Origin of the sequence: Curtobacterium oceanosedimentum (genome assembly GCF_020297365.1) — a bacterium.
GTDB lineage: Bacteria > Actinomycetota > Actinomycetes > Actinomycetales > Microbacteriaceae > Curtobacterium.
On sequence record NZ_JAIXIG010000024.1, the window covers coordinates 13,447 to 37,134 of the forward strand.

The following is a 23,688-nucleotide window of genomic DNA, read 5'->3' on the forward strand; positions in this document are numbered from 1 at the left end:
CTCCCGAGGGGTCGTCGGCGCTCGACCTAGAGCGCGCCGAGGTTGGTGTCGAGTTCGAACGGCGTGACCTGGTCGCGGTAGCGTTTCCACTCCTGCCGCTTGTTGAGCAGCACGAAGTTGAAGACCTGCTCGCCCAGCGTCTCGGCCACCAGCTCCGAGTCCTCCATCAGGCTCAGGGCGTGGTCCAGGCTCGCCGGCAGCTGGCTGTAGCCCAGGGCCTTGCGCTCCGAGTCGCTCAGGCTCCAGACGTTGTCCTCGGCCTCGGCGGGGAGCTCGTACTCCTCCTCGATGCCCTTGAGCCCGGCCGCGAGCAGCAGCGAGTAGGCGAGGTACGGGTTCGCTGCGGAGTCGATGCCGCGGTACTCGATCCGCGAGGACTGGCCCTTGTTCGGCTTGTACAGCGGGACGCGCACCAGTGCCGAGCGGTTGTTGTGGCCCCAGGTCACGAACGACGGGGCCTCGTCACCGCCCCAGAGGCGCTTGTACGAGTTGACGAACTGGTTCGTGACCGCCGTGATCTCCGGCGCGTGCTTGAGCACACCGGCGATGAAGTGCTTCGCGGTCTGCGAGAGCTGGTACTGGCCGCCGGCCTCGTAGAAGGCGTTCTGGTCGCCCTCGAACAGGGACACGTGCGTGTGCATGCCCGACCCCGGCTTCCCGGAGAGCGGCTTCGGCATGAACGTCGCGTAGACGCCCTGCTCGATCGCGACCTCCTTGACGACCGTGCGGAAGGTCATGATGTTGTCGGCCATCGTCAGGGCGTCGGCGTACCGCAGGTCGATCTCGTTCTGGCCCGGCCCGGCCTCGTGGTGGCTGTACTCCACCGAGATGCCGAGGTCCTCGAGCATCCGGACCGAACGGCGTCGGAAGTCGTGGGCGCTGCCACCGGGGACGTTGTCGAAGTAGCCGGCCTGGTCGACGGGCTGCGGACCGCCGTCCTTCCAGTCGCGGCTCTTGAGCAGGTAGAACTCGATCTCGGGGTGCGTGTAGAACGTGAACCCGCGGTCGCTCGCCCGGGCCAGCGTGCGCTTGAGCACGTTGCGGGGGTCGGCCACGGCGGGCTGGCCGTCCGGCGTCGTGATGTCGCAGAACATCCGCGCGGTCGGGTCGATCTCGCCGCGCCACGGCAGGATCTGGAAGGTCGAGGGGTCCGGGTGTGCCAGGACGTCGGCCTCGTAGGAGCGGGTGAGGCCCTCGATCGCGGAACCGTCGAACCCGATGCCCTCGGCGAACGCGCCCTCGACCTCGGCCGGCGCGATCGCCACCGACTTCAGCGTCCCGATGACGTCCGTGAACCAGAGTCGGATGAACTTGATGCCGCGCTCCTCGATGGTGCGGAGCACGAAGTCCGTCTGCTTGTCCATGCACGACCTTTCCGTGTATCGGGTGGTCGCCGGGCGACCGTCTCCCCAGGCTAGTGGTCCGGACCCCGCCAGGGGCGCCTGCGACGCACCCCGGGTCGGACGGGAGGCCCGTGGCGACGCCGCCCCGTGCCTCCCGTCCGCCCCGGGGTCGCGGCCGGGGCCGCGGCGGCGTCCGTGGTCGGGGTCAGCGGTCCTCGGCGTCCCACTTCTCGTTGTTGGCCGCAATGCGGTCGAGGGCGTGCTGCGCCTCGTCACGGGTCGCGAACGGGCCGATCCGGTCGCGCTGCGGGGACTGCGGGCCCTGCTCGACCTGGCCGGTCTTGTCGTTGAACCACCACTGGGACTCGATGCGTTCGTCGCTCATGCCGCCACCGTACCCACGCAGGGGTCGAGCGGTCCGGGGGCGGGCGGTTGCGGTCGGCGCGTCGAGCCGCGGCTAGAGTGGTCGGCATGCCCCGGGATGAACACGGACACCTGACCGCCGGCCGGATCTCCCCGCACCGCCCCGTCCCGAAGGACATCGAGCGCCCCGAGTACGTCGGGAAGGTCGAGCCGCACGAGCACGGGCTGGGCGACACGTACTCCCCCGACGAGGTCGAGCGCATCCGCGCCGCCGGTCGCATCGCGTCGCAGGCCATCGACGCCGTCGGGGCCGCCATCCGCCCCGGCATCACCACGGACGAACTCGACCGCATCGGGCACGAGTTCGTCGTCGCCCACGGCGCCTACCCCTCGACGCTCGGCTACCGCGGGTACCCGAAGTCGCTCTGCTCGTCGCTGAACGAGGTCATCTGCCACGGCATCCCCGACGACACCGTGCTGCAGGAGGGCGACCTCGTCAACATCGACATCACCGCCTACAAGGACGGCATGCACGGGGACACGAACCGCACGTTCGTCGTCGGGCAGGCCTCGCAGGAGGTCACCGACCTGGTGGAGCGCACGCGCACCGCGATGGAACGCGGCATCAAGGCCGTCGCCCCGGGTCGCCAGGTCAACGTGATCGGCCGGGCGATCGAGGCGTACGCGAAGCGCTTCGGCTACGGCGTCGTCCGCGACTACACCGGGCACGGCGTCGGCAGGGCCTTCCACTCCGGCCTGATCATCCCCCACCACGACGCCCCGCAGTACGACACCGTCATCGAGCCGGGCATGGTGTTCACGATCGAGCCCATGCTGACGCTCGGCGGCACCGAGGCGGACATCTGGTCGGACGACTGGACGGTCTCGACGCGCGACAAGTCGTGGACCGCCCAGTTCGAGCACACCCTCGTCGTCACCGAGCGCGGCGCGGAACTCCTCACCGTCTCCTGACCGGGAGCCGTTCCCTGACCGGGAGCCGTTCCCTGACCGGGACCCCTTCCTGACCGGGCACCGCCGGCAGGCAACCGAAAGGCACGACACCTCATGACCTCCCTCGCAGTCGGCGTCGACATCGGCGGAACGGGCATCAAGGGCGCGATCGTCGACGTCGCGACCGGCGCCCTCACCACGGACCGCATCAAGAAGGCCACCCCCGAGGGTGGCAAGCCCAACGACATCACCGCGGTCGTCCGCGAGATCATCGGCGAGCTCGCACCGGCCGACGACGTGGCCGTCGGTGTGTGCTTCCCGGCGATCGTGCGCGACGGCAAGACGATGTCCGCGGCGAACGTCTCGAAGAAGTGGATCGGGTTCGAGGCCGAGGCACTGTTCGAGAAGGAGCTCGGCCGTGCGATCCACTTCGTCAACGACGCCGACGCCGCCGGGTTCGCGGAGCAGCAGTTCGGCGCCGCCAAGGGCAAGGACGGCCTGGTCGTCGTCACCACGCTCGGCACCGGCATCGGCACGGCGCTCATCAACGACGGCGTGCTCATCGTCAACTCCGAGCTCGGGCACCTGGAGATCGACGGGCACGACGCCGAGACGCGGGCATCGTTCGCCGCCAAGGAACGCGACGACCTGTCGTGGAAGCACTGGGCGAAGCGACTGCAGAAGTACTACTCCACGCTCGAGGCGCTGCTCTCCCCCGAGCTGTTCGTCGTCGGTGGCGGGGTGTCGAAGCAGCACGAGGAGTTCCTGCCGCTGCTCGACCTGCAGGCCGACATCATCCCCGCCACCCTGCGGAACAACGCCGGCATCATCGGCGCCGCGACCCTGGCGGCTCGCTCGCGCTGAGCCGAGGTCGCTCGGGCCGGCGCAGCACCCCACCGTGAGGCCGGTAGACTCGGCAACGCGAATGGGTCGGTGAGACGGTCGCGTCACTCCCCCGGGAGTGCCGAGGAACGTCCGGGCTCCACAGAGCAGGGCGGTGGGTAACACCCACCCGGAGCAATCCGCGAGACAGTGCCACAGAGAACAGACCGCCGGCGGCGACGTCGGTAAGGGTGAAACGGTGGTGTAAGAGACCACCAGGGGTCCGGGTGACCGGATCCGCTCGGTAAACCTCGCCCGGAGCAAGGTCAGACAGAGGACGCTGAGGCTGCTCGCCGAGTCCTCGGGTAGACCGCTGGAGGCCGACGGCAACGTCGGTCCGAGAGAGATGGCCGTCACCGCTGCGCGAGCGGCGGGACAGAACCCGGCGTACGGCCGGCCCATTCGCCCCCCCTGCAGCTGGAACACGCCGGCGTCTTCTCGACGCGCCCGCATCCTGTCGAGACGCCCCTGGATCCTGCGGCGTCTCGGGCACGACGCGGCGTCGCGCCGACACGACGGCGTCGTGCGTCGAAAGTCGTGCGTCGAGGGACGACACGCCGGCGTCATCGCTGCACGCCCGCATCCCGCCGAGACGCCGCACAAAGCTGCGGCGTCTCGCGCACACCGCGGCGTCAGACCGACACGACGGCGTCGTGCAGCAGCAGACAACAAGACGCCGCCGCGCACGCACGCCACGACGGACGGGAGGCGCGGTGCCAGCCGGCACCGCGCCTCCCGTCCGTCGCCGCGCGCGACTACAGCCCGGACTCGGCCGTCCGCACCAGGATCGCGTCGCTGTCCGGGCACAGCACGACGTCGTCGGGAGCGGCCTGACGGATCGTCTGCAGGTCGGAGTTGGTGAGCGTCACGCCCGAGGCCGTCGACACGCCACCCTGCAGCAGCGAGGCACCGAACCCGTACCGGGCGCGCTGCCGGTCGTACAGCGCGAGCAGGTCGGCCGGCACCTTGGCGGCGACGTCGGCGCGCGCCTGCTCGGCGGACTCGCGGTCCGAGGTCAGCCGGGCGATCTCGGCGTCGCGCTCGGCGACCAGCCCGGCGCGTGCGGCCTCGACGTCGGCGAGCTTCGCCTCGACGTCGCCGACCCGGGCGCGGAGCCCGTCCAGGTTCTCCATGATCTCGAGCTCGGCGGTCTCGAGGCCGCCGATGCGCCGCTGCAGCGACTCCAGCTCGCTCTGCAGCCCGGCGGCGTCCTTCGCGTTGCCGACGTTCTGCAGCATGGTGGTGTCGCGCTCGACCCGGGCCTGGGCCACCGCGGTGTCGGACTCGAGTCGGGCGAGCTCGCGCTCGGCGTCCTCGACCTCGCCGGTCGCCGCGACGAGCTCGCTGCGCAGCCCCGCGGCCTGCTTGCCGAGCTCGGTCAGGCGGTCGCCCTTCTGCAACGAGGTGATGCGGTGCGCGATGCGCGTGACGTCGTTGTCGAGACGCTGGACGTCGAGGAGGATGACCTGGTCATCGGGTGCTGCCTTCATGGTCAGGCTCCTTCTGTGGGGGTGGTGGGGTCGGCTGCCGGCAGGACGGCGAAGTCCCACGGGTCGGTTCGGAGGTCGCTCACGGTGACGCGGACGCCCGCGCGGGAGCGGAGTTGCTCGGCGGCGACGTCGAGCCAGAGCCACTCGGTGGCCCAGTGCGAGGTGTCGATGAGAGCCGGGCCGCCGCCGAGCAGGGCCTGCTCGCGGAACTCGGACGCCGGGTGGTGGCGCAGGTCGCTCGTGATGTACACGTCGGCGTCGAGCACGGCGGGGCGCCCGAGCAACGAGTCCCCGGCTCCCGCGCAGAGCGCCACGGTGCGGACGGGCTGGTCGAAGGCGCCGGAGACGCGGACCCCGGTCGCGGTGGGCGGCAGCAGGTCGACGAGTCGGCGGGCGAGCAGCCCCAGGGTGGTGCCCTCGGGGAGCACCCCGACCCGACCGATGCCCGTCGCGGGGTCGGCACCGGCGTCGAGCGGACGCTGCTCGGTCAGGCCCAGGCGGTCGGCGAGCACGGCCGAGGTGCCGGTCGTGACGACGTCGGCGTTGGTGTGGGCCGCGACGAGGGCGCTTCCGCCGCGCACCAGGGTGGCGAGGACGCTGCCCTTGTAGGTCGTCTCCGCGATGGTCGTGACGCCGCGGAGCAGCAGCGGGTGGTGCGTGAGCAGCAGGCCGGCACCGAGCTGAACGGCCTCGCGAGCGGTGTCCGGCACGGCGTCGACGGCGAGGTGCACGTGGTCGACCGTGGCGTCCGGGTCACCCGCGACGAGCCCGACGGCGTCCCACGACTCGGCACCGGCGGCGGGCCACAGGTCCTCGATGACGGCCTGGAGTTCGCGGAGCGTCGGCATCCCGTCAGTCTACCGAGGCGACCGCCCCGGCGGCGGTCGCCGACCCGCACGAGCCGTGCGCGCCTCCCGGCCGTCAGCGGCGACCGAGGACGCCGAGCAGGCGGGCGACGAGCCGCGACCACCATCCGGCAGCGGCCGGCTCGGCGGGGGTGGGCGACGCGACGGGCGCCTCCGGCACGGTCGGGGCGAGCGGCGCCGCGACGGCGTCCGGCAGCACGACCGGGGTGCTGGCGGTGACGCCCTGGTGCGCGGTGAGCGCTGCGGCGAAGGCCGCCCGGTCGATGACCGTGGGGCCGGTGGCCGGCAGGACGAGCGGGGTGGGTCGCGTGGTCGCGGACACCGGTGAGACGGACGGGAGGCCCAGCACCGGTCGTGCCGGCTCGTCGCGTTCCGGGGTGACCAGCTCGACGACCGGGGTGACGGGGGTCACGGCGGGTGCGGCACCCGCGGGGGCCGCGGCGACGTCCGTCGTGGCGGCGGTCGGGACCGGTGCGGGCCGGACGGGGACCGCGACGGGCGCGGTCCCGGCGCGACGCAGGGCGGACTGCTCGCGGCGGTCGGCCTCGAGCGCGGCGTCGGCGAGCAGGTCGGCGAAGACGGTGTGCGCGAAGGCGCGGGCGGCGGTGACCTCGGGGTCGTCCGAGCCGGCCACGGAGGCCTCCCACGCGGCGAGTCGGGCGAGGTCCTCGTCGCGGCGGCGGACCTCGTCCTCGAGCAGGACGATGCGCTCGATGGTGCTGCGGCCGGTCGACGACGAGACCTGGACGGCGAGGTCCTCGATGCGCAGGGCCAGGCGCTCCGGCGGCTCGGGGAACGACGGAGCGCAGGCCGCCGCGTGGCGGGCGCGGTCACGGCGGAAGGCGGGTGCGACGACGGCGTCCGTCGCCTCGGCGTCCGCGGTCGTCGCGACGTGCGCCGCGGTGTCCGGGCGCCGGATCGGGCCGGTGACGGGCGGGACGACGAGGTCCGGCACGTACGGGGCGCGGGTGGCGGGGGCGTCGCGGAGCCAGGCCTCGAGCTCGCGGCCGAACGGGTCCACGAGCGGGGTGCGTGCGCCGGACTGGGTCTCCATGCCCGAAGCATAAATATCGGACGGCCCGGAACCGCGCACATCCGCGGTGTGTCGCGGCACGAGACCCCTCGCGGTCACGGACGTGAGCGGCGTGTCGCAGCGGTCGACGGGAGCACCGCCAGCGGGTCGAGCCGAGCTGATCGGTGCGGGACCGGGACGCCCGTGGAGGGTCCGCCCTGGTTCAGGGCCGACGCGTGACGGGGCGGGGCTGCTGCAGCGTGTCGCGGGGGTACTGGCCGAAGCGCGCCGCGTAGGCCGCCGAGAACCGGCCGAGGTGCGCGAACCCCCACCGCACCGCGACGCTCGCCACCGTGGTCTCCGCCGCCGACGCGCGCTCGAGCTCCTCGTGCACCCGGTCGAGCCGGATGCCGCGGAGCAGCGCGTTCGGGGCGACCCCCACCTGACGCTGGAACGCCTGCTGCAGACCGCGCACGCTCAGGCCGACGTGTTCGGCGACGTCGGTGGTGGTGATCGGGGTGTGCGCGAACGCGTGCATGAACTCGACCGCCTGGCGGACGCGGCCGGCGGCGCCGGCGAGCAGCGGGATCTCCGGCGCGCGGTGCTCGTGCGGGAAGGTCCGGAGGAAGGCGATCGCGGTCTCGCGGACCGTCTCGGCCAGGGCCAGCTCGGTGAGCGGAGCAGGCCCGAACACGGCTGCCGCGGCCCGCTGGACCTGTTCGTTCCAAGCCCGCAGGTCGGCGGACGTCGGGATCGCGGTGTGGTCGAACACGAGGGATCCGCGGCGGGTGCCGTGCAGCTCGGCGGCGACGCCCTCCAGGTGGTCGCGGTCGAACTGCACCAGGTTCTGCCGGAGGTCCTGCAGGTCGAAGGCGAAGGGGCGATCGTTCGGGAACAGCCGCGGCGCGCCGGGGACGAAGTCGACGTCCTGCCGTCCGACCCGGAGCCGGCCGCCGCCGTCCGAGGTCCACATGGCGACGAACTCGTCGTCGACCTGGAGCTCGCCCTGCATGCGCCCGTCGAACCGGGTCGACCGCAGCGTCATCGCGTCGTCGCCGACGACGCGGAACCGGTACGCGAACGGTCGGTCCGTCCGGGTCGCCGAGAAGCCCGCGCTCGCGTAGGCCTCTTCGTACAACTGCACGGCCGAGTCGAGTTCGGTGCCCGACGCCTCGAAGCTGATCCGGGGATCGGGTTCGGCATCCATCGCGCGAATCGTCACACGGCGCACCCGCTCGACCGAAACCGACGCGGCGGTCCTGCGGATTCCGTCCGGTCGAGTGCGCTCCGTGGACGACGGAAGAGCCTCAGTGGCGGTCGCGCAGCACCGTCCACCGGTTCCGGTCGGCGACGCGTTCGTACCGCAGGTCGTCGACCACCATGCGCACGAGTGCGAGTCCTCGCCCGCTCTCGGCGAGGTCGTCCGGCAGCTCCGCGGCGTCGGTGTCGACTGCGGCCGCGACGCCGTCGTCGGAGAGCAGCGCCTGGAACCGGTCACGCCCGATCTCGAGCCGGAGCTCGCACGAGACGCCGTCACGACGTGCGCCGTGCTCGATCACGTTCGAGGTGAGCTCGACGATGGCGAGCTCGAGCGCCATGCGGTCCTCGGCGGAGACCGTGGGCTCGTCCCGCCAGACGCCGGCGAGGAACTCGTGCACGGCGGACACGTCGTCCGGCGGGCACGCCAGTGCGAGCATGTGCTCGGCGACGGGTGCGGTCATCACCAGTCGGTCACCGCGGCGTCCCCGTCGGGGTACGTGCGCAGGATCTTGTCGATGTTGGACAGTTTGAGCACCATCTGGACCTGCTCGGACGGTGCGGCGATGCGCAGGTCGCCGCCGGCCTGCCGCGCGGTCTTCAGGCTGCCGACCAGCGCGCCGAGCCCGGACGAGTCCATGAACTCGACCCCGGACAGCTCGACGACCAGGCGGGACCGGCCGTTGCCGACGATCTGGGCGACGGTCTCGCGGAACGTGGGCGCGGAGACCATGTTCAGCCGGCCGCTGCACTCCAGGACGGCGGTGTCGGTCTCCGCCTCGTGTACGACGATGTCCATGTCGGTGGGTCTCCCTCGGATCGGTGCGCCTTGCAACCAGCAACCTACCGGCTGCGAGCCGTCACGTGTCGAGGCCGTGCCGACGGGACGCCGTGACCTGGACGACGACCGCCGCCGCCATCAGCACGGCCATCACCCCGCCCATGGCCAGCGCGGTGCCGCCGAGGGCTCCGGCCAGCGGGGTGCCGAGGCCTCCGATGCCGAAGGTGAGGCCGCCCTGCAGCGCCGCCGCGGTGCCCGGATGCGCCGCGCCGACGTGCTGCGTGCGCGTCATCGCGGCCGGCAGCACGAAGCCCCACGCGGCCGTGACGACGGCGAGGGCGCACCACACGGGGACCGGTCCGAGTCCGAGCAGCGCGGACACCACGATCGCGGTCGCGCCGAGGGTGCCGACCGCGAGCCCGAGGCTGAGCAGGGCGTCCTCGGAGAACCGTCCGACCAGGCGGCCGAACAGCAGCGTCGTCACGATCATCATCGAGGCGTTCGTGGCGAAGACCAGGGTGTACAGCTCCTCGGAGAACCCGAACTCGCGCTGGAACACGAAGGAGCTCGTGGCGATGTACGCGAAGAAGCCGACGGTGGACAGCACCCCGCTCAGCACGTAGGCACGGAACCGCGGGATCGCCAGGAGCTCCCGGATGCGGCGGCCGTTGGCGGCGAACCCGACCCCTCCACGACGCTCCGGGGGCAGGGTCTCGCGGAACCGCAGCACCACGACCACGAAGAACACCGCCCCGAGCACCGCGAGCACGACGAACATCCACCGCCACGTGCCGACCGTGAGCACCGCGCCACCGGCGAGCGGCGCCACGACCGGCCCGATCGCGTTGATCGCCGCGAGGGTGCCGAAGACCCGGGCCATCCGGGCGCCGCTAGTGACGTCGGACACCATCGCCCGGCCCGCGACGGCACCGGCGGCCCCGGCGAGCCCCTGGACGACCCGGGCGACGATCAGGGTCACCACATCCGGCGCGAGCGCACACCCCAGCGACGCCAGGGCGAACAGCGCCGTGCCGACGACGAGCATCGGCCGCCGTCCCACGCCGTCACTGACGGGCCCGACGAGCAGCTGCCCGACCGCGAACGCCACCAGGAACGCCGTGAGCGACAGCTGCACCGCGCCGGGCGTCGTGCCGAGGTCGCGGGCGATGGCCGGCAGCGCGGGGATGTACATGTCCGTCGCGAACGGCGACACCCCGACCACGAGCGCCAGCGGCACGATCGGTGGCAGCCCGGTGGTCCTCGGTCTCCGCATGCGCTCCGTCGTCACCGCCGCCACGCTACGCGACGGCGGAGCCGACGGTCCGTCACCGTCCGTCCCGCGCGGGCGTCAGCCCGTGTTCTGCAGGCCGGCGGCGATCCCGTTCACGGTGAGCAGCAGCAGGCGGTGGTCCGCGTCCGTCGGGTCGGTGCTGCCGGACGTCCGGATGGCGCGGAGTGCGCGCAGCTGCAGGTGCGACAACGCGTCGACGTACGGGCTGCGCAGACGGACGGCGCGGGCGAGGACCGGGCGGTCGGCGAGCACGTCGCTGCCACCGGAGATGCGGAGCACCCAGTCACGGGTGCGCGCCATCTCGTCGAGCACCTTCGCGGCGAGGTCGTCGCGGTCGGCGAGCTCGAGGTACCGGCGGGCGATGTGCTCGTCGGTCTTCGCGAGCGACATCTCGACGTTCTTCACCATCGCGCCGAACAGCGGCCACTCGGCGGCGGCTGCCCGGAGCACGTCGACGTCGCCGACGGCCTCGAGCGCGGACCCCAGCCCGTACCAGCCGGCCAGGTTGATGCGCGCCTGCGTCCACGAGAACACCCACGGGATGGCGCGGAGGTCCTCCAAGGACTCCACCGACAGACCACGGCGCGCCGGGCGGGAGCCGAGCGGCAGCAGGCCGATCTCCTCCATCGGGGTCACGCGGGCGAACCACGGTGCGAAGCCGTCGGCCTTCACGAGGTCGTAGAACGCGGCCCGTGAGACGTCGTCGAGCTGCTGCGCCAGGTCGGTGAACCGGCTCGCGGCGTCGGCCGTGCGGCCCTCGTTCGACGGCGACGAGGCGAACAGCGTCGCCGAGGCCATCTGCTCGAGGTGCCGGGCCGCGATGTCCTGGTCGCCGTACTGGGCGAAGATGACCTCGCCCTGCTCGGTGAGCTTGAGGCGCCCGTCGATCGACCCCGGCGGCTGCGCGAGGACGGCCTCGTTCGCCGGTCCGCCGCCGCGTCCGAGCGATCCGCCCCGACCGTGGAACAGCGTGAGCTCGATGTCGTTGTCGCGCGCCCAGTCGGCAATGCGGGCCTGCGCCTCGTAGAGCGCGAGGTTCGCGGACACCGGGCCGACGTCCTTCGACGAGTCCGAGTACCCGAGCATGACCTCGAGACGACGACCCGTGACGGCCAGGCGGCGCTGGAACGCCTCGGTGCGCACGGCCTCGTCGAGGATGTCGACGCTGGCGTGCAGGTCGGCGAAGGTCTCGAACAGCGGGATGACGTCGAGGACGGGCGCTGCCTCAGGCGAGCCGAGCGCGGCGGCCGCGAGTTCGTGCACGTTCGCCAGATCGGCGGGCGACTGCGTGAACGAGACGATGTAGCGGTGCGCGGCGCGGACGCCGTAGCGCGCCTGCAGTGCGGCGATCGTGCGGAAGACGGCGAGGACCTCTTCCGTGGTCTCGCTCAGGTCGCCACCGGCGCGGATCTCGGCCAGGGCCGTGCGGTGCACCTGCGAGTGCTGGCGGACCTCGAGTTCGGCCAGGTGGAACCCGAAGGTCTCGACCTGCCAGATGAGGTTCTGCAGCTCGCCGTTCGCCGGACGGACCGCACCGGCAGCGACGAGCGACGACTGCACGGTGCGGAGGTCGACGAGCAGCGCCTCGGGGCCGTCGTACGCGAGCGGCGCGGTGCCGGTGCGGGTGGCGTCGATCCGGGCGGCGACGAACAGCAGCGCGCGGCGGTGGGTCTCGTTCGGCGCACGGACGCCGATGCGTTCCGCGATGGCGGGGTCGAGCGACTCCTGTGCGGCGACGAGCGCGGTGAGCCCGGCGTCGGCGGGGGTGTCCGTCGCGCTCAGCGTGAGGGCGCTGCCGATGCGGGTCGTCGCCCGCGCCAGCCCGAGCAGGACGTGCTCGGCGGCGATCTCGGCCGCCTGGCGGGTGACCTCGGCGGTGACGTGCGGGTTGCCGTCGCGGTCGCCGCCGATCCAGGTGCCGAACCGCACGAACGCGGGGGCGACCACGGGGGCGCGGCCGGCGTCGTCGCCCTGCAGCCGGTCGTCGAGCAGGCGGTAGACCTGCGGGACGATCTCGAACAGCGTCTGGTCGAACACGCTCATCGCGGTGCGGACCTCGTCGAGCGGAGTCGGGCGGGTGGTGCGGAGCGGCGAGGTGCGCAGGAGGGTCGTGATCTCCTCGAGCAGCCGGCGCTCGTTCTCGGCACGGGCCGTCGCGTTGCGGGTGCGGTCGCGCTCGTCGATGAGGTCGGTGATGCGCCGGACCCCGGTGGTCACCGCGCGCCGACGGGCCTCGGTCGGGTGCGCCGTGAGCACGGGGTGGAAGCGCAGGCTGCGGAGGCGCTCGGCCGCCCGGGCCTCGCCGACCTCGGACACGAGCTCGGCGTAGGTGGCGGGGAACGAGTCGCCCGCCGTGCCGCCGTCGTCGCCGCGCTGGCGCAGCACGCGCACGCGGTGGTGCTCCTCGGCCAGGTTCGTCAGGTGGAAGTACGTCGTGAACGCCTGGGCGACGGCCTCGGCCCGCTCGGCCGACATCGCCGACACGATCGCCTGGGCGCGTGCGGCCCCCTCGGCGTGGTCGCCCTCGTAGGCGTCGATCACCGCGGCGCGCAGTGACTCCACGTCGTGGAGCAGCTCGTCGCCGCCGTTCTCGCGCAGCACCCGGCCGAGCAGGTTGCCGAGGTACCGCACGTCGGCGCGCAGGTCGCTGTCGACCGCGCCGCTGACGTCGTCCCGCGCGCGCTCGTGGCGCGTCGCTCCGTCGATGGCCGTCATGGAGTCCTTCCGTGGTCGTCCGGGAGGCTCCTCCCGGGTCCCAGCAGCGTATCGGCCCCCGGGGTCGCATGACGTCGACCGTCCGGACGGACCACCGGCCCCGACGGATGTCGGGCGACGGGGCTCAGGCCGGGACCGGCACGGCCGTCGGCCCGGCGGTCGGACCGCGGCGGGCGTCGAGACCGGCGAGCAGCCCCCGGTCGAGTGCGGCGGCGAGCTCGACCTCGGCGATCACGCGCTCCTGTTCCTCGGCCGACCACGGCGCCGCGTCGAGCTGCGCACGGTAGGTCTCCTCGAAACCGCTCGGGTCGGCGACCTGGTCGAAGATGTAGAACAGCACGCCGTTCGTCTCGAACCCGAACCGCTCCCCCAGGAGCCGGCCGATCAGCTGCCCACCGGACACGTCACCGAGGTACCGCGTGTAGTGGTGCGCGACGAAGCCGCCCGGCCAGGTCGCGGCGACCTCGTTGAGCCGTCGGACGTAGGCGGTCGTCGCGGGCAGCGGGCACACGAGCTCCGACCAGTCCGGGCCGATCAGGTACTCCAGGTCCGCACGGATGGCGGGCATGCGGGTGAGCTGCGAGGTCACGAACGGGGCCGCCACCGGGTGGTCCGCCATCCGCTCGGCCGCACGCTCGAGGGCGTCGTACACGAAGGCGTACTGGCCGAGCAGGTCCGCGTGGTCGGCGACGTCGACGTCACGCCCACCGAGCAGGTCCCGCAGGAAGCCGCTGCCGGCCGGGTCGCCGTGCGAGCGCTGCGTGCGTCGTCGCAGCACCTCGGAGAACGGGGTGACGGTCGTGTCCATGAGGTGAGGCTAACCTCAGTTGCGGCGCGTCCACCAGGGTTCACCCAGGAGCCGCCGACCACCGAGAGGAAGCAGTCCGCGATGAGCGCCAAGCCGAAACGCCCCCAGCACGTCTTCGTCGTCGACCGCACCGAGCGGCTCTCGCCCCACATGGTGCGGGTCCACCTGGGCGGTTCGGCCTTCGAGGACTTCGTCGCCGAGGCCGACCCGGACCGGCTCGCCGCCACCGACAAGTACGTGAAGCTCCTGCTCGCGAAGCCGTCGCTGGGCCTCGAACCGCCGTACGACCTCGAGGCGCTGCGCGAGACCCTGCCGAAGCAGGACCGGCCCGCCCGCCGCACCTACACGGTCCGCACCGTCGATCACACCACGCGGACCATCGCGATCGACTTCGTCGTGCACGGCGACGACGGGCTCGCGGGACCCTGGGCAGCGTCCGCGCAGCCCGGCGACCGGCTCGCACTGTCCGGGCCGGGCGGCGGCTACGCGCCGTCGGTCGACCCGGCCGTGACGCACGTCCTGCTGGGCGACGACAGCGCCCTGCCCGCCATCGGCGCCGCGCTCGAGACGATGCCCGCCACCGCGACGGGCGTCGCCCTGGTCGAGGTCGCCGGTCCGGCCGACGAGCAGGACGTCCCGCACCCGGCCGGGGTCGACCTGCGGTGGCTGCACCGCGACGCCACCGGCGCCCAGCCGGGCACGCTCCTGCTGGAGACGGCGCGGGCGCTGCCCCGCGCCTCCCGGCCGGTGCAGGTCTTCGCGCACGGCGAGCGGACCGCGATGAAGGGGATCCGCCGGCTGCTGCAGGACGACTGGGGAGTCGAGAAGTCCGAGATGTCGCTGTCGGCGTACTGGGCGGTCGGTCGCGGCGAGGACCGGTTCCAGGAGGAGAAGCGCGAGCCCGTCGGCGCCGTCTTCGCCGACTGAGCACGCCGTCGGCGTGGGCCCGGAGGCCCGCGGCACGTCGGTGGCCGCGGCTAGCGTTCCGGACATGGTCACCTCGTCGTGCTGCGTCCCGGGCTGCGCCGGCGTGCCCGCGCCCGGACTCACGGGCGTCCCGCTGTGCGGCGCGCACGTCGTGCTCGTCGCCGACCTCGCCGCCGAGCACGCCGGTGTCGAGGACGTCCTGCCCGGCCCGTGCCCGCTCTGCGGCTCGCGCACCGGGGTCCGCTACCCGTCCGGCACGGTGTGCGCGCGCTGCGAGTGGCGGTGGGGCGAGGTGCCCGACGGTGACCTCGCTCCCCCGCGCGTGGACGTCGTGTACTACCTGCGGATGCGCGACGACTTCGGCGACCGGATCAAGATCGGCACCACGACGAACCCCCGGCAGCGGTTGGCCGCCATCCCCCACCAGGACCTGCTCGCGTTCGAACGCGGCGACCGCACGCTCGAGCGCCGACGCCACGCGACCTTCGCCGGATCGCGGTACCCGGGCACCGAGTGGTTCCGGGTCACCCCGGAACTGCTCGCCCACGTGGACACGGTCGCCGCCGGGGTGCAGGACCCGTGGGACCTGCACGCCCGGTGGACGAGCGAGGCGCTCGCGCTGCGCGGCTGACCCGTCGGTCAGGCGGTCTGCAGCACGCGGTCGGCGGTCCGGAGCGAGAGCGCCATGATCGTCAGGGCCGGGTTCGCGATCACGGCGCTCGGGAAGACCGAGTTGTCGGCGATCCACAGGTTCGGGACGTCCCACGAGCGACCGTCGGCGTCGACGACGGAGGTCTCGCGGTCGGTGCCCATGCGTGCCGTGCCGATGGTGTGGGCGGTGCGCTCGAGCACGCGGACGTCCCTGCCCCCGGCGGCCTCGACGATCGTCGTCATGGTCCGGACGGCGTGGGCACGGATGGCCTCCTCGTTGGAGCCCGGGGTGAACGCGACCCGCGCCCGGGGCACGCCGTGCTCGTCGAGTTCGTCGGACAGCTCCAGCCGGTTCTGCTCGTACGGCAGGCACTCGGCGTTGATGCCGACCCCCGCCGAGAACGGGTAGTCCTGCAGCGCACGGACGAGCTCGGCACCGCGCAGGCCGCCGCCGCGCACCAGCGTGGTCGCGAAGGTCAGGGGCTGCACGCCGAGGCTCTGGATCAGGTAGCCGCCCGCGAAGTCGGCGTCGGCCGGGCGAACGAAGTCCTCGGTGATGATCGACGACGGGTAGCCGCGGTACGAGCGCATCGACTCGTCGAACCGCGCCCACACCTGGGTCGCGCCGTGGGCCGTGAAGTTCCGGCCGACCTGCCCGCTGCCGTTCGCGACGCCGGTGTGCAGGAGCAGCCGGGGGGTCTCGACGCCGCCGGCGGCCAGCACCAGGGCACGGCAGCGCTGCCGGTGTTCGCGGCCGCCGCTCGTGTACACGACCGCCTCGACCCGACCCGCGGCGTCGAGCTCGATGCCGTGCACGAACGACTCCGGACGGATCTCCGCGCCGAACGCCACCGCGGCGGGCAGGTACGTCGTGTCCATCGACACCTTCGCGCCGTTGCGGCAGCCCTGGTGGCAGGAGCCGCACGAGACGCACGCCTGCCGCAGGCCGTGGTGCTCCTGGTGGCGGTCCTCGGTGGTCAGGCCGACGGGGGCGTCGGTGGCCGTGATGCCCACGGCGGCGGTGCCGCGCATCATCATGTCGGACGACGCGTTCCGGGCCGGCGGGCGCATCCGGTAGCGGCGGGACGGGTCCCACGGGTAGTGCTCGGGGCCGGCGACGCCGACGTCGTGCTCGACCTGCTCGATCCAGCCGGTCAGCTCGGCGTGACTGATCGGCCAGTCCTGCCCCGCACCGGTCTCGGTCCGCAGCCGCAGGTCGTGCTCGCTCGGACGCGGGGTGAACGCGCCCCAGTGCAGCGTCGACCCGCCGACGCCGGTGCCGCTGTTGTTCGGGCCGAAGGCGGTGGGGGCGCCGCCGCCGCTCAGGCGGTCGTCCATCCAGTTGATGTCGCCGGGGGCCGCGACCTCGTCGGGGACGTGGTCGCCCGGCTCGGTGTTGCGGCCGGCCTCGAGCGCGACGACCGTCAGGCCGCGGCGCGCCAGGGAGGCCAGCAGGGGTGCTCCGCCGGCTCCCGTGCCGACCACGACCACGTCGACGACGTCGTCCGTGCCGTGGGTGCGCTGTCCGTCGAGTCTCATCGTGCTGCTCCGGTCGTCGGTGCGGTGGGGTGGGTGGTGGTCGGGGCGTCCGGCTCCCAGGCCTCGCGGGTGTCCGCGGCGAACAGCTGGAAGCCCTGCTTGCGGACGCCGTCGCCGCCGTTCGCGTAGCCGTCGAAGTCGATGGCCGCCATGGTCGCGGGGTGGGCGAGCCACTGCTTCACGAGGTCGACGCTGGCGTCCTCGAACCAGGCACGGAGCTGCTCGGCGTCGAGCGCACCGTCGGCCCGGTAGCGGCCGACGGCCACCGCCTCGAGCGCTCGGTCGAGGGCGCCGTCGCGTGCCGGCGCCGCGAGGACGTCGAGGGCGGCGCGGTAGGCGTCGACGTCGGCGGGCATGCCGTCCGGCCGCCACCCGTCCCCGAGGCCCGCGGCGAGCTGGGCGTCGACGCGCAGGGCGAGGTCGACCTGCGCGCCACCGGGCTGCGGCACGACCACGCGGGCGATCGCACGGAGGGTCTGCAGCTGCACGTCGGTCAGCGCGCGCGGTGCGGCGGCGGGGTCGTCCGGCAGCGCCCGCTCGGCGAGCAGCCCGCGCGTGCGGGCGCTCACGCGCGGCGAGGCGATCACCCGGGCGTGCTCGACGGGCACGACGGGGCTGCCGACCAGGCGGCGGTGCACGAAGTCGCGGACGAGCGCCGCGACCGCCGCGGGCTGCTCCCACGGCAACAGGTGTGCGGCACCGTCCACCACGTGCAGTTCGCTGTCCGGCCAGTGCGGGAGCGTCAGGGCCCGCTGCGCGTCGGCGTCCAGGTCGCCGTCCTCGGCACCGGCGAGCACCAGGGCCGGCACCGGGTTCGGCGCAGCGGCCGACCAGTCCTCGCGACTGCCGCGCGTGAGCCAGTCGGTCCAGGCTCGCGGGTCGGCCCGCTCGACGTCCTGCACCGCCGTCACGTGGCGCTCCGGCGACAGCGTGGACGCGGTGTTCGCGGCGACGAACTCCTCGGCGTGCACGGGCGTGATCGGGCCGTCCGCCGCCCAGGCCAGCATCGTCCGGCGGCGCTCGTCGTCCATCGGCTCCGGGGACAGCGGCGACGCCGCGAGCAGCACCACGGCGCGGAGGCCGAACAGCCCGTTCGCGCCAGACATCGTCCGGTCGGCGACGACGGTCGCGACCTTGCCGCCCATCGAGTGGCCGACGAGCACCCACTCCGTCACGCCGCTCGCCCCGACGGCGCGCTCGACCAGGACGGCCATCTCCTCGACCGTGGTACCCGACGACGCCGGGCTGCGGCCGAAGCCGGGCAGGTCGATCCCGATGAGGTCGAGGTCCCCGGCGAGCTCGGAGCGCAGCAGGGCGAACTCCTCGGAACTCGCGCCGAGCGCGTGCAGGCAGAAGGCGGTGATCACCATGCATGCCTACCGGTCGTCCGCGGGGCCTCACAGCGGTCCTGTACCCCGAAGGGTGATCCGGGGTACATCGGTCCCGTCATCGCGCGTACGCGTCCACGAACAGGGCACCGCGGATCTCGCGCAGGGTGTCCGCGAGGCGCGCGAGGGTGCGGCCCGAGATCCCGGAGACCTCGAGGTCGTACGGCCCGATCGCCGGCAGCCGGCCGGTCCGGATGCGCACGACCTCCCACCCGACGGCCCGGACGGCGCGGTCCTTCCGGCGGTCCGTGTCCTGCCGCGCGCCGACGTGCTCGAGGCCGTGGCGTCCGGTCGAGTCGTACTCGATGGCGACGCGGAGCTCGGGCAGGAGGATGTCCGGCCACACCTCGACGTGGTCGAAGAACGGGCGGTCCAGCCGGATCGCCGAGTGGCCGTCGGTGAAGGCGAACCGTTCGGACAGCGCGGCCCGGAGCTCCGCCTCGACCGCCGAGGCCGTCGCGGGGGCGCACACGCTCGTGAAGGACTCCCCCGAGGGCAGGCGCGGGGTCTTCGGGCAGATCGTGCGTGGTGCGGCGGGAGCCGTCCGTCTCGGGGCACCCACGGCCGGTCGCCGCCCGCCGGCCCGGCTCGACGCGACCGCTCCGGCCGGCACACCGCGCGCCGGGGCGGCGGGGAGCGTCTGCCGTCCCGTGGTGCGGACCACCCGCTGGGGCACCGGCACGGCGGCCGGCCAGTCCGACGGCAGCACCGGCCAGCGCTGCGGGCTCGCCTGCACGGCGCACTCCGGGCACCAGACGGACCGCCGGCGTTCGCGGCCGGGTCGGGAGCGCTGCTCGGCCGGGGTCGCCACGAAGAGGTGCCCGACGTCGCACTCCCAGGTCAGGAGCACCTCGGCCGCCGGGGGCACCTGGGTCAGGACGACGCCGTGGTTCCGGTCCGGGTGGTACTGGCGGATGAGCACCGGGTAGGAGGCCCAGTCGGCGCGGAACTGCCCGACGTCGTACGGCACCTGCTGGCCGCGCGACCACTGCCGGCGGCGCCACCACGCATCGACGGGTTCGACCACGTCGTCACGCTAGGCAGGACCACCGACAGCGGATCCCCCTCAGGACCCGAGTGCCTGCCGGACGTACGCGACGAGGGCGTTCGCGTGGCCGTGTCCGAGACCGTGCTCGGTCTTCAGCCAGGCGACGACCTCCATGTGCCGGTGGTCGTCCAGGCGAGCCGCGACCAGGTCCAGCCACTCCTGGACCGGCCGACCGTACGTCTGCTCGATGCTCGGGAAGTACGACGCCGGCCCCTTCGCCGGCTTGCCGTCCGCCGGGGGTCCCGGGGCGGTCACGCGGTGCGCTGTCATGCGGCCACGGTAGCGCCGCCGTGCGAGGATCGCCGGATGGTGTCGTCCTTCCTGACCCACGCCGAGGTCGTCGTCGACCCCGCCGTGCCGATCGGGTCGTGGGGACTGTCCCCCGAGGGCCGATGCCGCGCCGCGCAGGCACCCGCCCTGGCGTGGGGACCCGGCGACCGCCGCATCGTCTCGAGCACCGAACGCAAGGCCGTCGAGACCGCCGAGGTGCTCGGTGCGGCGGTCGGCACGCCGGTCGACCGCGACCCGCTGCTCGGCGAGATCGACCGCAGCGCCACGGGGTACCTGCCCCCGGCTGCGTTCGACGCGGTGGTCGACGCGTTCTTCGCGGAGCCCGAGCGGTCCGTCCGCGGGTGGGAGCGCGCGGTCGACGCGCAGGCGCGGATCGTCCGGGCCGTGCGGGCGCACTGCGCCGCCGGCGACGTCACGATCGTCTCGCACGGCGCCGTGGGCGCGCTCCTCCTCGCCCACCTGCGCGGGGTGCCGATCACCCGCGCGCTCGACCAGCCCGGCATGGGGAGCGTCTTCTCCTTCGACGCGACCGCCTGGCAGGCCACGGGCGACTGGATCCGGCTGCCGCAGCACTGACGGAGCCGGAGCGCTCACCCGGTTCTGCCCTGCAGCACGAGCAGTCCGGACGGTTGACCGCACGTTCGACCCCTCTTTAACATCGCACCCGAAGGGTTTCGTCCATCGAATGGACGGAACCGCTCGGCCACATCGGGGTGGCCAGGACGCGAAGGGGCGCTCGTGACGACGACGACACGGACCGGCACGGCAGCAGCAGCCAGACCCACCACCGACCTCCGGGCCACGCCACCGCGACGACGGCCACGCGAGCGGCATCCGTGGACCGCCGCCGAGAAGCGCCGGGTCCGGCTCGGACTCGCCTTCGTCTCGCCGTGGATCATCGGTGTGCTCGTGTTCGTCGGGTACCCGCTCGTGTACTCGTTCGCGATCAGCCTGACCCGGTACTCGGGCATGCAGGAGGCGACCTGGGTCGGCTTCGGCAACTACGCCGCGGCGTTCATCGACCCGCTCGTGCACACCGCCGTCGGCAACACGGTGTTCTACGCCGCCATCGCCGTGCCGCTCGGCATCGTCGTGGCGATCGTGATCGCCATCGCCATGAACCAGGACGTCCGCGAGATCAGCTGGTACCGCACGGCGCTCTACATCCCGTCGCTCATCCCGACGTTCGCGCTGGCGTTCATCTTCGTGGTGCTCGTCAACCCGCAGACCGGCCTGGTGAACCAGGCCCTCAAGGTGTTCGGCGTGCCCGCGACGAACCTGCTCGGCGACCCGACGACGGCGAAGCTCGTGATCATCGCGCTCGCACAGATGGGTGCCGGGAACGCGGCACTCATCTTCCTCGCGGGCATGCGCGGGATCCCGAAGACGCTCTACGAGGCTGCTCGCGTGGACGGCGCCGGTCCGGTCCGCCAGTTCTTCGCGCTGACGCTGCCGCTGCTGTCGCCGGTGATCCTGTTCAACCTCATCACGGGCATCAGCAACGGGCTGCAGGTCTTCACCGAGGCGTACGTCATCTCGTCGGGCACCGGCGGCCTCGGCAGCCCGGACAACGGGACGCTCTTCTACATGCTCTACCTGTACAAGAACGCGTTCAGCTACGCGCAGCTCGGCTTCGCGAGTGCGATGGCCGTCCTGCTGTTCCTGGCCGGCATGCTCCTGTCGGGGCTCGTCTACTGGCTGTCCAAGCGCTTCGTCAACTACGACGTGACCGGGGAGTGACGACGTGACCACCGAGACCCCCGTGACCACCGAGTCCGTCACGACCGCCGCCACCCGTGGGGACCGCGGCCGTTCCCGGAACGCCGACGGTTCCGTGCGGTCCGTCTGGTCGTCCGTCACGGCCCGGATCATCCTGATCGCGATGAGCGTCCTGTTCCTCGTGCCGATCTACTGGATGGTCATCTCCGCCCTCAAGGGCAACACCGAGCTCGGCGCGTTCCCGGCCACCTGGTACCCGCACTGGCTCGACTGGGGGAACTTCGCGCAGGCCGTCCAGGCGATGCCGTTCCTCACGTTCTTCCGGAACACGCTCGTCATCACGGCGCTCGTGACCGTCTTCTCGGTGCTGTCGAACCTGGTGATCGCCTACGGCTTCGCGTGCATCGAGTGGCGCGGCCGCGACCGGCTCTTCTACGTGGTGCTCGCGACGCTGTTCATCCCGTTCCCGGTCACGCTCATCCCGATGTTCGACCTGTACGCCCGGCTCGGCTGGATCAACACGTTCCTGCCGCTCGTCGTGCCGGCGATGTTCGGGTCGGCGTTCTACACGTTCCTGCTCCGGCAGTTCCTGCTGCAGGTGCCGAAGGACCTGCTCGACGCGGCCCGGATGGACGGGGCGTCGGAGTGGCGGATCCTGTGGACGATCGTCTTCCCGCAGGCGCGGGCGGCGCTCGTCACGGTCGGCATCTTCGCCGCGGTCGGGGCGTGGAACGACTTCCTCGGGCCGCTCATCTACCTGCAGGACCAGGACGTGCAGACGCTGTCGATCGGCCTGCAGGTGTTCCGCCTCACCAACTCCGAGGACTTCCAGTTCAACCAGCTGATGGCGGCGTCGGTGCTCATCATCCTGCCGCTCGTCGTCCTGTTCTTCGTGTTCCAGCGGACGTTCCTGAAGGGCGTCCAGATCGGGAGCTTCAAGTGACCAGCGCATTCGACCGCCGCACCTTCCTGCGCGGATCCGCCGCCACGGTCGGTGCCGGAGCGCTCGCGCTCCTCGCCGCGTCGTGTGCGAGCAACCCGGGTCGGGGCAACCCCGACGAGGTCTCGCTCTGGGGTGTGGGCGGCACGTTCGTCCCGTTCCAGACGAAGGTCATCGAGCAGTTCCAGCGACTCCACCCCGAGGTCACGGTGCACGTCGACGTCGTCCCGTCGCAGGGCACCGGCGACGCGACGAGCATCATCACCGCGGTCCGCGGCGGCACCGCACCGGACCTGTGGCTGCTCGACCGGTTCAGCGCGGCCCAGTACGCGGCCATCGGCCTCATCGAACCGATCGACGATCTCATCGCGCAGTACGAGGACCAGTCGAAGGAGGACTTCCTGGCGCAGTGGCTCGGCTTCGCCGTCGGCGAGGTCACCTACGAGGGCAAGACCTACGGCCTGCCGCACGACACCGATGCCCGGGGCATGTTCGTCAACCGCACGATGCTCCGCGACGCGGGCGTCGACCCCGACGAGTTCGACTGGGAACGGAACGGACCCGTCACGATGGACCGGATGTGGGAGGTCAGCGAGCGCGTCACGAAGCGCTCCGGCGACGACTACACGCACGTGGGCCTGCTCCCCTGGTACGGCGAGGGATGGCCGTTCACCTGGGGCCTGGGGCTCGGTGCCTCGTACTACGACCAGCAGACCTCGCACATGACGATGACCGACCCGGGCGTGCGGCGGGTCTTCGAGTTCTACGAGGACTGGGCGGGACGCTACGGCTACAAGGCCGCCGACACCTTCATCGCCACCTACGAGCCGACCGGCCACCCGCCCGGGCAGACCGCGTTCCTGGCGAACCGCATGGCCTTCATGGTGAGCGTGCCCTCGACCATCCAGACGTTCGACAACCACGGCCCCGACGACCTGGACTGGACCACGGCCTTCCTGCCGGTGCAGCAGGCCGACGATCCGGAGTACACCTGGTCCGGCGGGTACGCCCTGTGCCTGCCGAAGGGGTCGAAGAAGACCAAGGCCGTGTGGGACCTGATGAAGTACTTCACGGGCGAACGCGGCCAGCGGACCTACATGGTGCCGGCCACGAGCGTCCCGACGAACATCGCCGCGCTCGAGGACCCGGAGGGTTCGGCACCGTCGATCCGCTACTTCGTCGAGTCGATCGCGGCCTCGACCTGCCGCCCGCCGCTGCCCGTGGGCGGCGCCTGGTGGGACGCCCTGGCCGATGCGCGGTCGAGCGTCCTGCTCGGCACGGCGACCGCGGAGCAGGCCGTCGCACGCGCCCAGGACCGCGTCGACCCGATGATGCAGACCTTCGCGCCGTTCGCCCTGCCCGAGGACTACGACGACATCCGGGTCTGACGAGCCCAGGACCGGAGCCCGGCACCGCCCGCGCGACG

The 23,688-nt window shown here is 72.7% G+C and carries 23 protein-coding genes and 1 other RNA gene; 9 read left to right on the forward strand and 15 right to left on the reverse strand.

Translation table 11 applies throughout. The annotated features are described in order from the left end of the window. Positions 1 to 26: 26 nt before the first annotated feature. A complete protein-coding gene (gene glnA / locus LEL83_RS11540) occupies positions 27 to 1,364 on the reverse strand; it encodes a type I glutamate--ammonia ligase (protein WP_225558918.1) in 1,338 nt (445 codons plus the stop codon). Between the two features lie 184 nt (positions 1,365 to 1,548). Further along, positions 1,549 to 1,728, reverse strand: a complete 180-nt coding sequence (locus tag LEL83_RS11545) for an SPOR domain-containing protein (RefSeq protein ID WP_225558919.1) — start codon at positions 1,726 to 1,728, stop codon at positions 1,549 to 1,551. 86 nt (positions 1,729 to 1,814) lie between these two features. Between LEL83_RS11545 and map the strand changes: the two genes are divergently transcribed. The 3 genes from map to rnpB all read left to right on the forward strand — a co-directional run bounded on the left by map (position 1,815) and on the right by rnpB (position 3,944). Then, the gene (gene map, locus LEL83_RS11550) at positions 1,815 to 2,678 is read left to right on the forward strand and encodes a type I methionyl aminopeptidase (protein WP_225558920.1); all 864 of its coding nucleotides are present in this window, start codon (positions 1,815 to 1,817) and stop codon (positions 2,676 to 2,678) included. Between the two features lie 93 nt (positions 2,679 to 2,771). Next, positions 2,772 to 3,521, forward strand: coding sequence for a polyphosphate--glucose phosphotransferase (gene ppgK / locus LEL83_RS11555; RefSeq protein WP_198658428.1), 750 nt, complete (start codon positions 2,772 to 2,774; stop codon positions 3,519 to 3,521). Between the two features lie 62 nt (positions 3,522 to 3,583). Beyond that, an RNA gene (gene rnpB / locus LEL83_RS11560) (RNase P RNA component class A) lies at positions 3,584 to 3,944 on the forward strand. Between the two features lie 350 nt (positions 3,945 to 4,294). Here rnpB and LEL83_RS11565 read toward each other — a convergent pair. From LEL83_RS11565 to LEL83_RS11605, 9 genes are all read right to left on the reverse strand, one after another. Then, complete coding sequence (locus tag LEL83_RS11565) at positions 4,295 to 5,029, reverse strand: zinc ribbon domain-containing protein (RefSeq protein ID WP_225558921.1); 735 nt, start codon at positions 5,027 to 5,029, stop codon at positions 4,295 to 4,297. Positions 5,030 to 5,031: 2 nt separating this feature from the next. Continuing rightward, entirely contained in the window at positions 5,032 to 5,877 is an 846-nt protein-coding gene (locus LEL83_RS11570; RefSeq protein WP_225558922.1) for a Nif3-like dinuclear metal center hexameric protein, read from the reverse strand. Between the two features lie 73 nt (positions 5,878 to 5,950). After that, positions 5,951 to 6,949 (reverse strand): hypothetical protein, encoded by a 999-nt coding sequence (locus LEL83_RS11575; RefSeq protein ID WP_225558923.1) that lies wholly within the window; start codon positions 6,947 to 6,949, stop codon positions 5,951 to 5,953. Between the two features lie 181 nt (positions 6,950 to 7,130). Then, a complete protein-coding gene (locus LEL83_RS11580) occupies positions 7,131 to 8,114 on the reverse strand; it encodes a helix-turn-helix transcriptional regulator (protein WP_225558924.1) in 984 nt (327 codons plus the stop codon). Positions 8,115 to 8,214: 100 nt separating this feature from the next. Then, complete coding sequence (locus LEL83_RS11585) at positions 8,215 to 8,628, reverse strand: ATP-binding protein (RefSeq protein ID WP_225558925.1); 414 nt, start codon at positions 8,626 to 8,628, stop codon at positions 8,215 to 8,217. Then, on the reverse strand, positions 8,628 to 8,963 hold the full coding sequence (locus tag LEL83_RS11590) for an STAS domain-containing protein (protein WP_017886068.1): 336 nt from the start codon (positions 8,961 to 8,963) through the stop codon (positions 8,628 to 8,630). Before LEL83_RS11590 ends, LEL83_RS11585 begins: the two co-directional genes overlap by 1 nt. Before the next feature lie 61 nt (positions 8,964 to 9,024). After that, positions 9,025 to 10,233, reverse strand: coding sequence for a multidrug effflux MFS transporter (locus tag LEL83_RS11595; RefSeq protein ID WP_225558926.1), 1,209 nt, complete (start codon positions 10,231 to 10,233; stop codon positions 9,025 to 9,027). 60 nt (positions 10,234 to 10,293) lie between these two features. After that, positions 10,294 to 12,951 (reverse strand): phosphoenolpyruvate carboxylase, encoded by a 2,658-nt coding sequence (locus tag LEL83_RS11600; RefSeq protein WP_225558927.1) that lies wholly within the window; start codon positions 12,949 to 12,951, stop codon positions 10,294 to 10,296. A gap of 124 nt (positions 12,952 to 13,075) precedes the next feature. After that, the gene (locus tag LEL83_RS11605; RefSeq protein WP_225558928.1) at positions 13,076 to 13,759 is read right to left on the reverse strand and encodes a biliverdin-producing heme oxygenase; all 684 of its coding nucleotides are present in this window, start codon (positions 13,757 to 13,759) and stop codon (positions 13,076 to 13,078) included. 81 nt (positions 13,760 to 13,840) lie between these two features. On the opposite strand from LEL83_RS11605, the gene LEL83_RS11610 reads away from it, so the two are divergent. Together LEL83_RS11610 and LEL83_RS11615 are read left to right on the forward strand one after the other, a co-directional pair. Further along, entirely contained in the window at positions 13,841 to 14,686 is an 846-nt protein-coding gene (locus LEL83_RS11610; protein WP_225558929.1) for a siderophore-interacting protein, read from the forward strand. A gap of 64 nt (positions 14,687 to 14,750) precedes the next feature. Then, positions 14,751 to 15,317 carry a GIY-YIG nuclease family protein gene (locus tag LEL83_RS11615; protein WP_198658419.1) on the forward strand — a complete coding sequence of 189 codons (567 nt, stop codon included), beginning with the start codon at positions 14,751 to 14,753 and terminating at the stop codon, positions 15,315 to 15,317. 8 nt (positions 15,318 to 15,325) lie between these two features. Here the strand turns inward: LEL83_RS11615 and LEL83_RS11620 are convergent, their stop codons facing one another. The 4 genes from LEL83_RS11620 to LEL83_RS11635 all read right to left on the reverse strand — a co-directional run bounded on the left by LEL83_RS11620 (position 15,326) and on the right by LEL83_RS11635 (position 19,582). Next, positions 15,326 to 16,876, reverse strand: coding sequence for a GMC family oxidoreductase (locus tag LEL83_RS11620; protein WP_225558930.1), 1,551 nt, complete (start codon positions 16,874 to 16,876; stop codon positions 15,326 to 15,328). Next, the gene (locus LEL83_RS11625; RefSeq protein WP_225558931.1) at positions 16,873 to 18,246 is read right to left on the reverse strand and encodes an alpha/beta fold hydrolase; all 1,374 of its coding nucleotides are present in this window, start codon (positions 18,244 to 18,246) and stop codon (positions 16,873 to 16,875) included. Before LEL83_RS11625 ends, LEL83_RS11620 begins: the two co-directional genes overlap by 4 nt. Before the next feature lie 76 nt (positions 18,247 to 18,322). Further along, complete coding sequence (locus tag LEL83_RS11630) at positions 18,323 to 19,291, reverse strand: putative endonuclease domain-containing protein (RefSeq protein ID WP_225558932.1); 969 nt, start codon at positions 19,289 to 19,291, stop codon at positions 18,323 to 18,325. Positions 19,292 to 19,330: 39 nt separating this feature from the next. Next, complete coding sequence (locus LEL83_RS11635) at positions 19,331 to 19,582, reverse strand: DUF4287 domain-containing protein (RefSeq protein WP_225558933.1); 252 nt, start codon at positions 19,580 to 19,582, stop codon at positions 19,331 to 19,333. A 36-nt stretch (positions 19,583 to 19,618) separates the two neighbouring features. Between LEL83_RS11635 and LEL83_RS11640 the strand changes: the two genes are divergently transcribed. From LEL83_RS11640 to LEL83_RS11655, 4 genes are all read left to right on the forward strand, one after another. Continuing rightward, entirely contained in the window at positions 19,619 to 20,179 is a 561-nt protein-coding gene (locus LEL83_RS11640) for a histidine phosphatase family protein (protein WP_225558934.1), read from the forward strand. A gap of 162 nt (positions 20,180 to 20,341) precedes the next feature. Beyond that, a complete protein-coding gene (locus tag LEL83_RS11645) occupies positions 20,342 to 21,343 on the forward strand; it encodes a carbohydrate ABC transporter permease (protein WP_225558935.1) in 1,002 nt (333 codons plus the stop codon). Positions 21,344 to 21,347: 4 nt separating this feature from the next. After that, positions 21,348 to 22,265: a carbohydrate ABC transporter permease gene (locus LEL83_RS11650; protein ID WP_225558936.1), complete on the forward strand. Its 918-nt coding sequence runs from the start codon at positions 21,348 to 21,350 to the stop codon at positions 22,263 to 22,265. After that, entirely contained in the window at positions 22,262 to 23,650 is a 1,389-nt protein-coding gene (locus tag LEL83_RS11655; RefSeq protein WP_225558937.1) for an ABC transporter substrate-binding protein, read from the forward strand. Before LEL83_RS11650 ends, LEL83_RS11655 begins: the two co-directional genes overlap by 4 nt. Positions 23,651 to 23,688 lie beyond the last annotated feature (38 nt).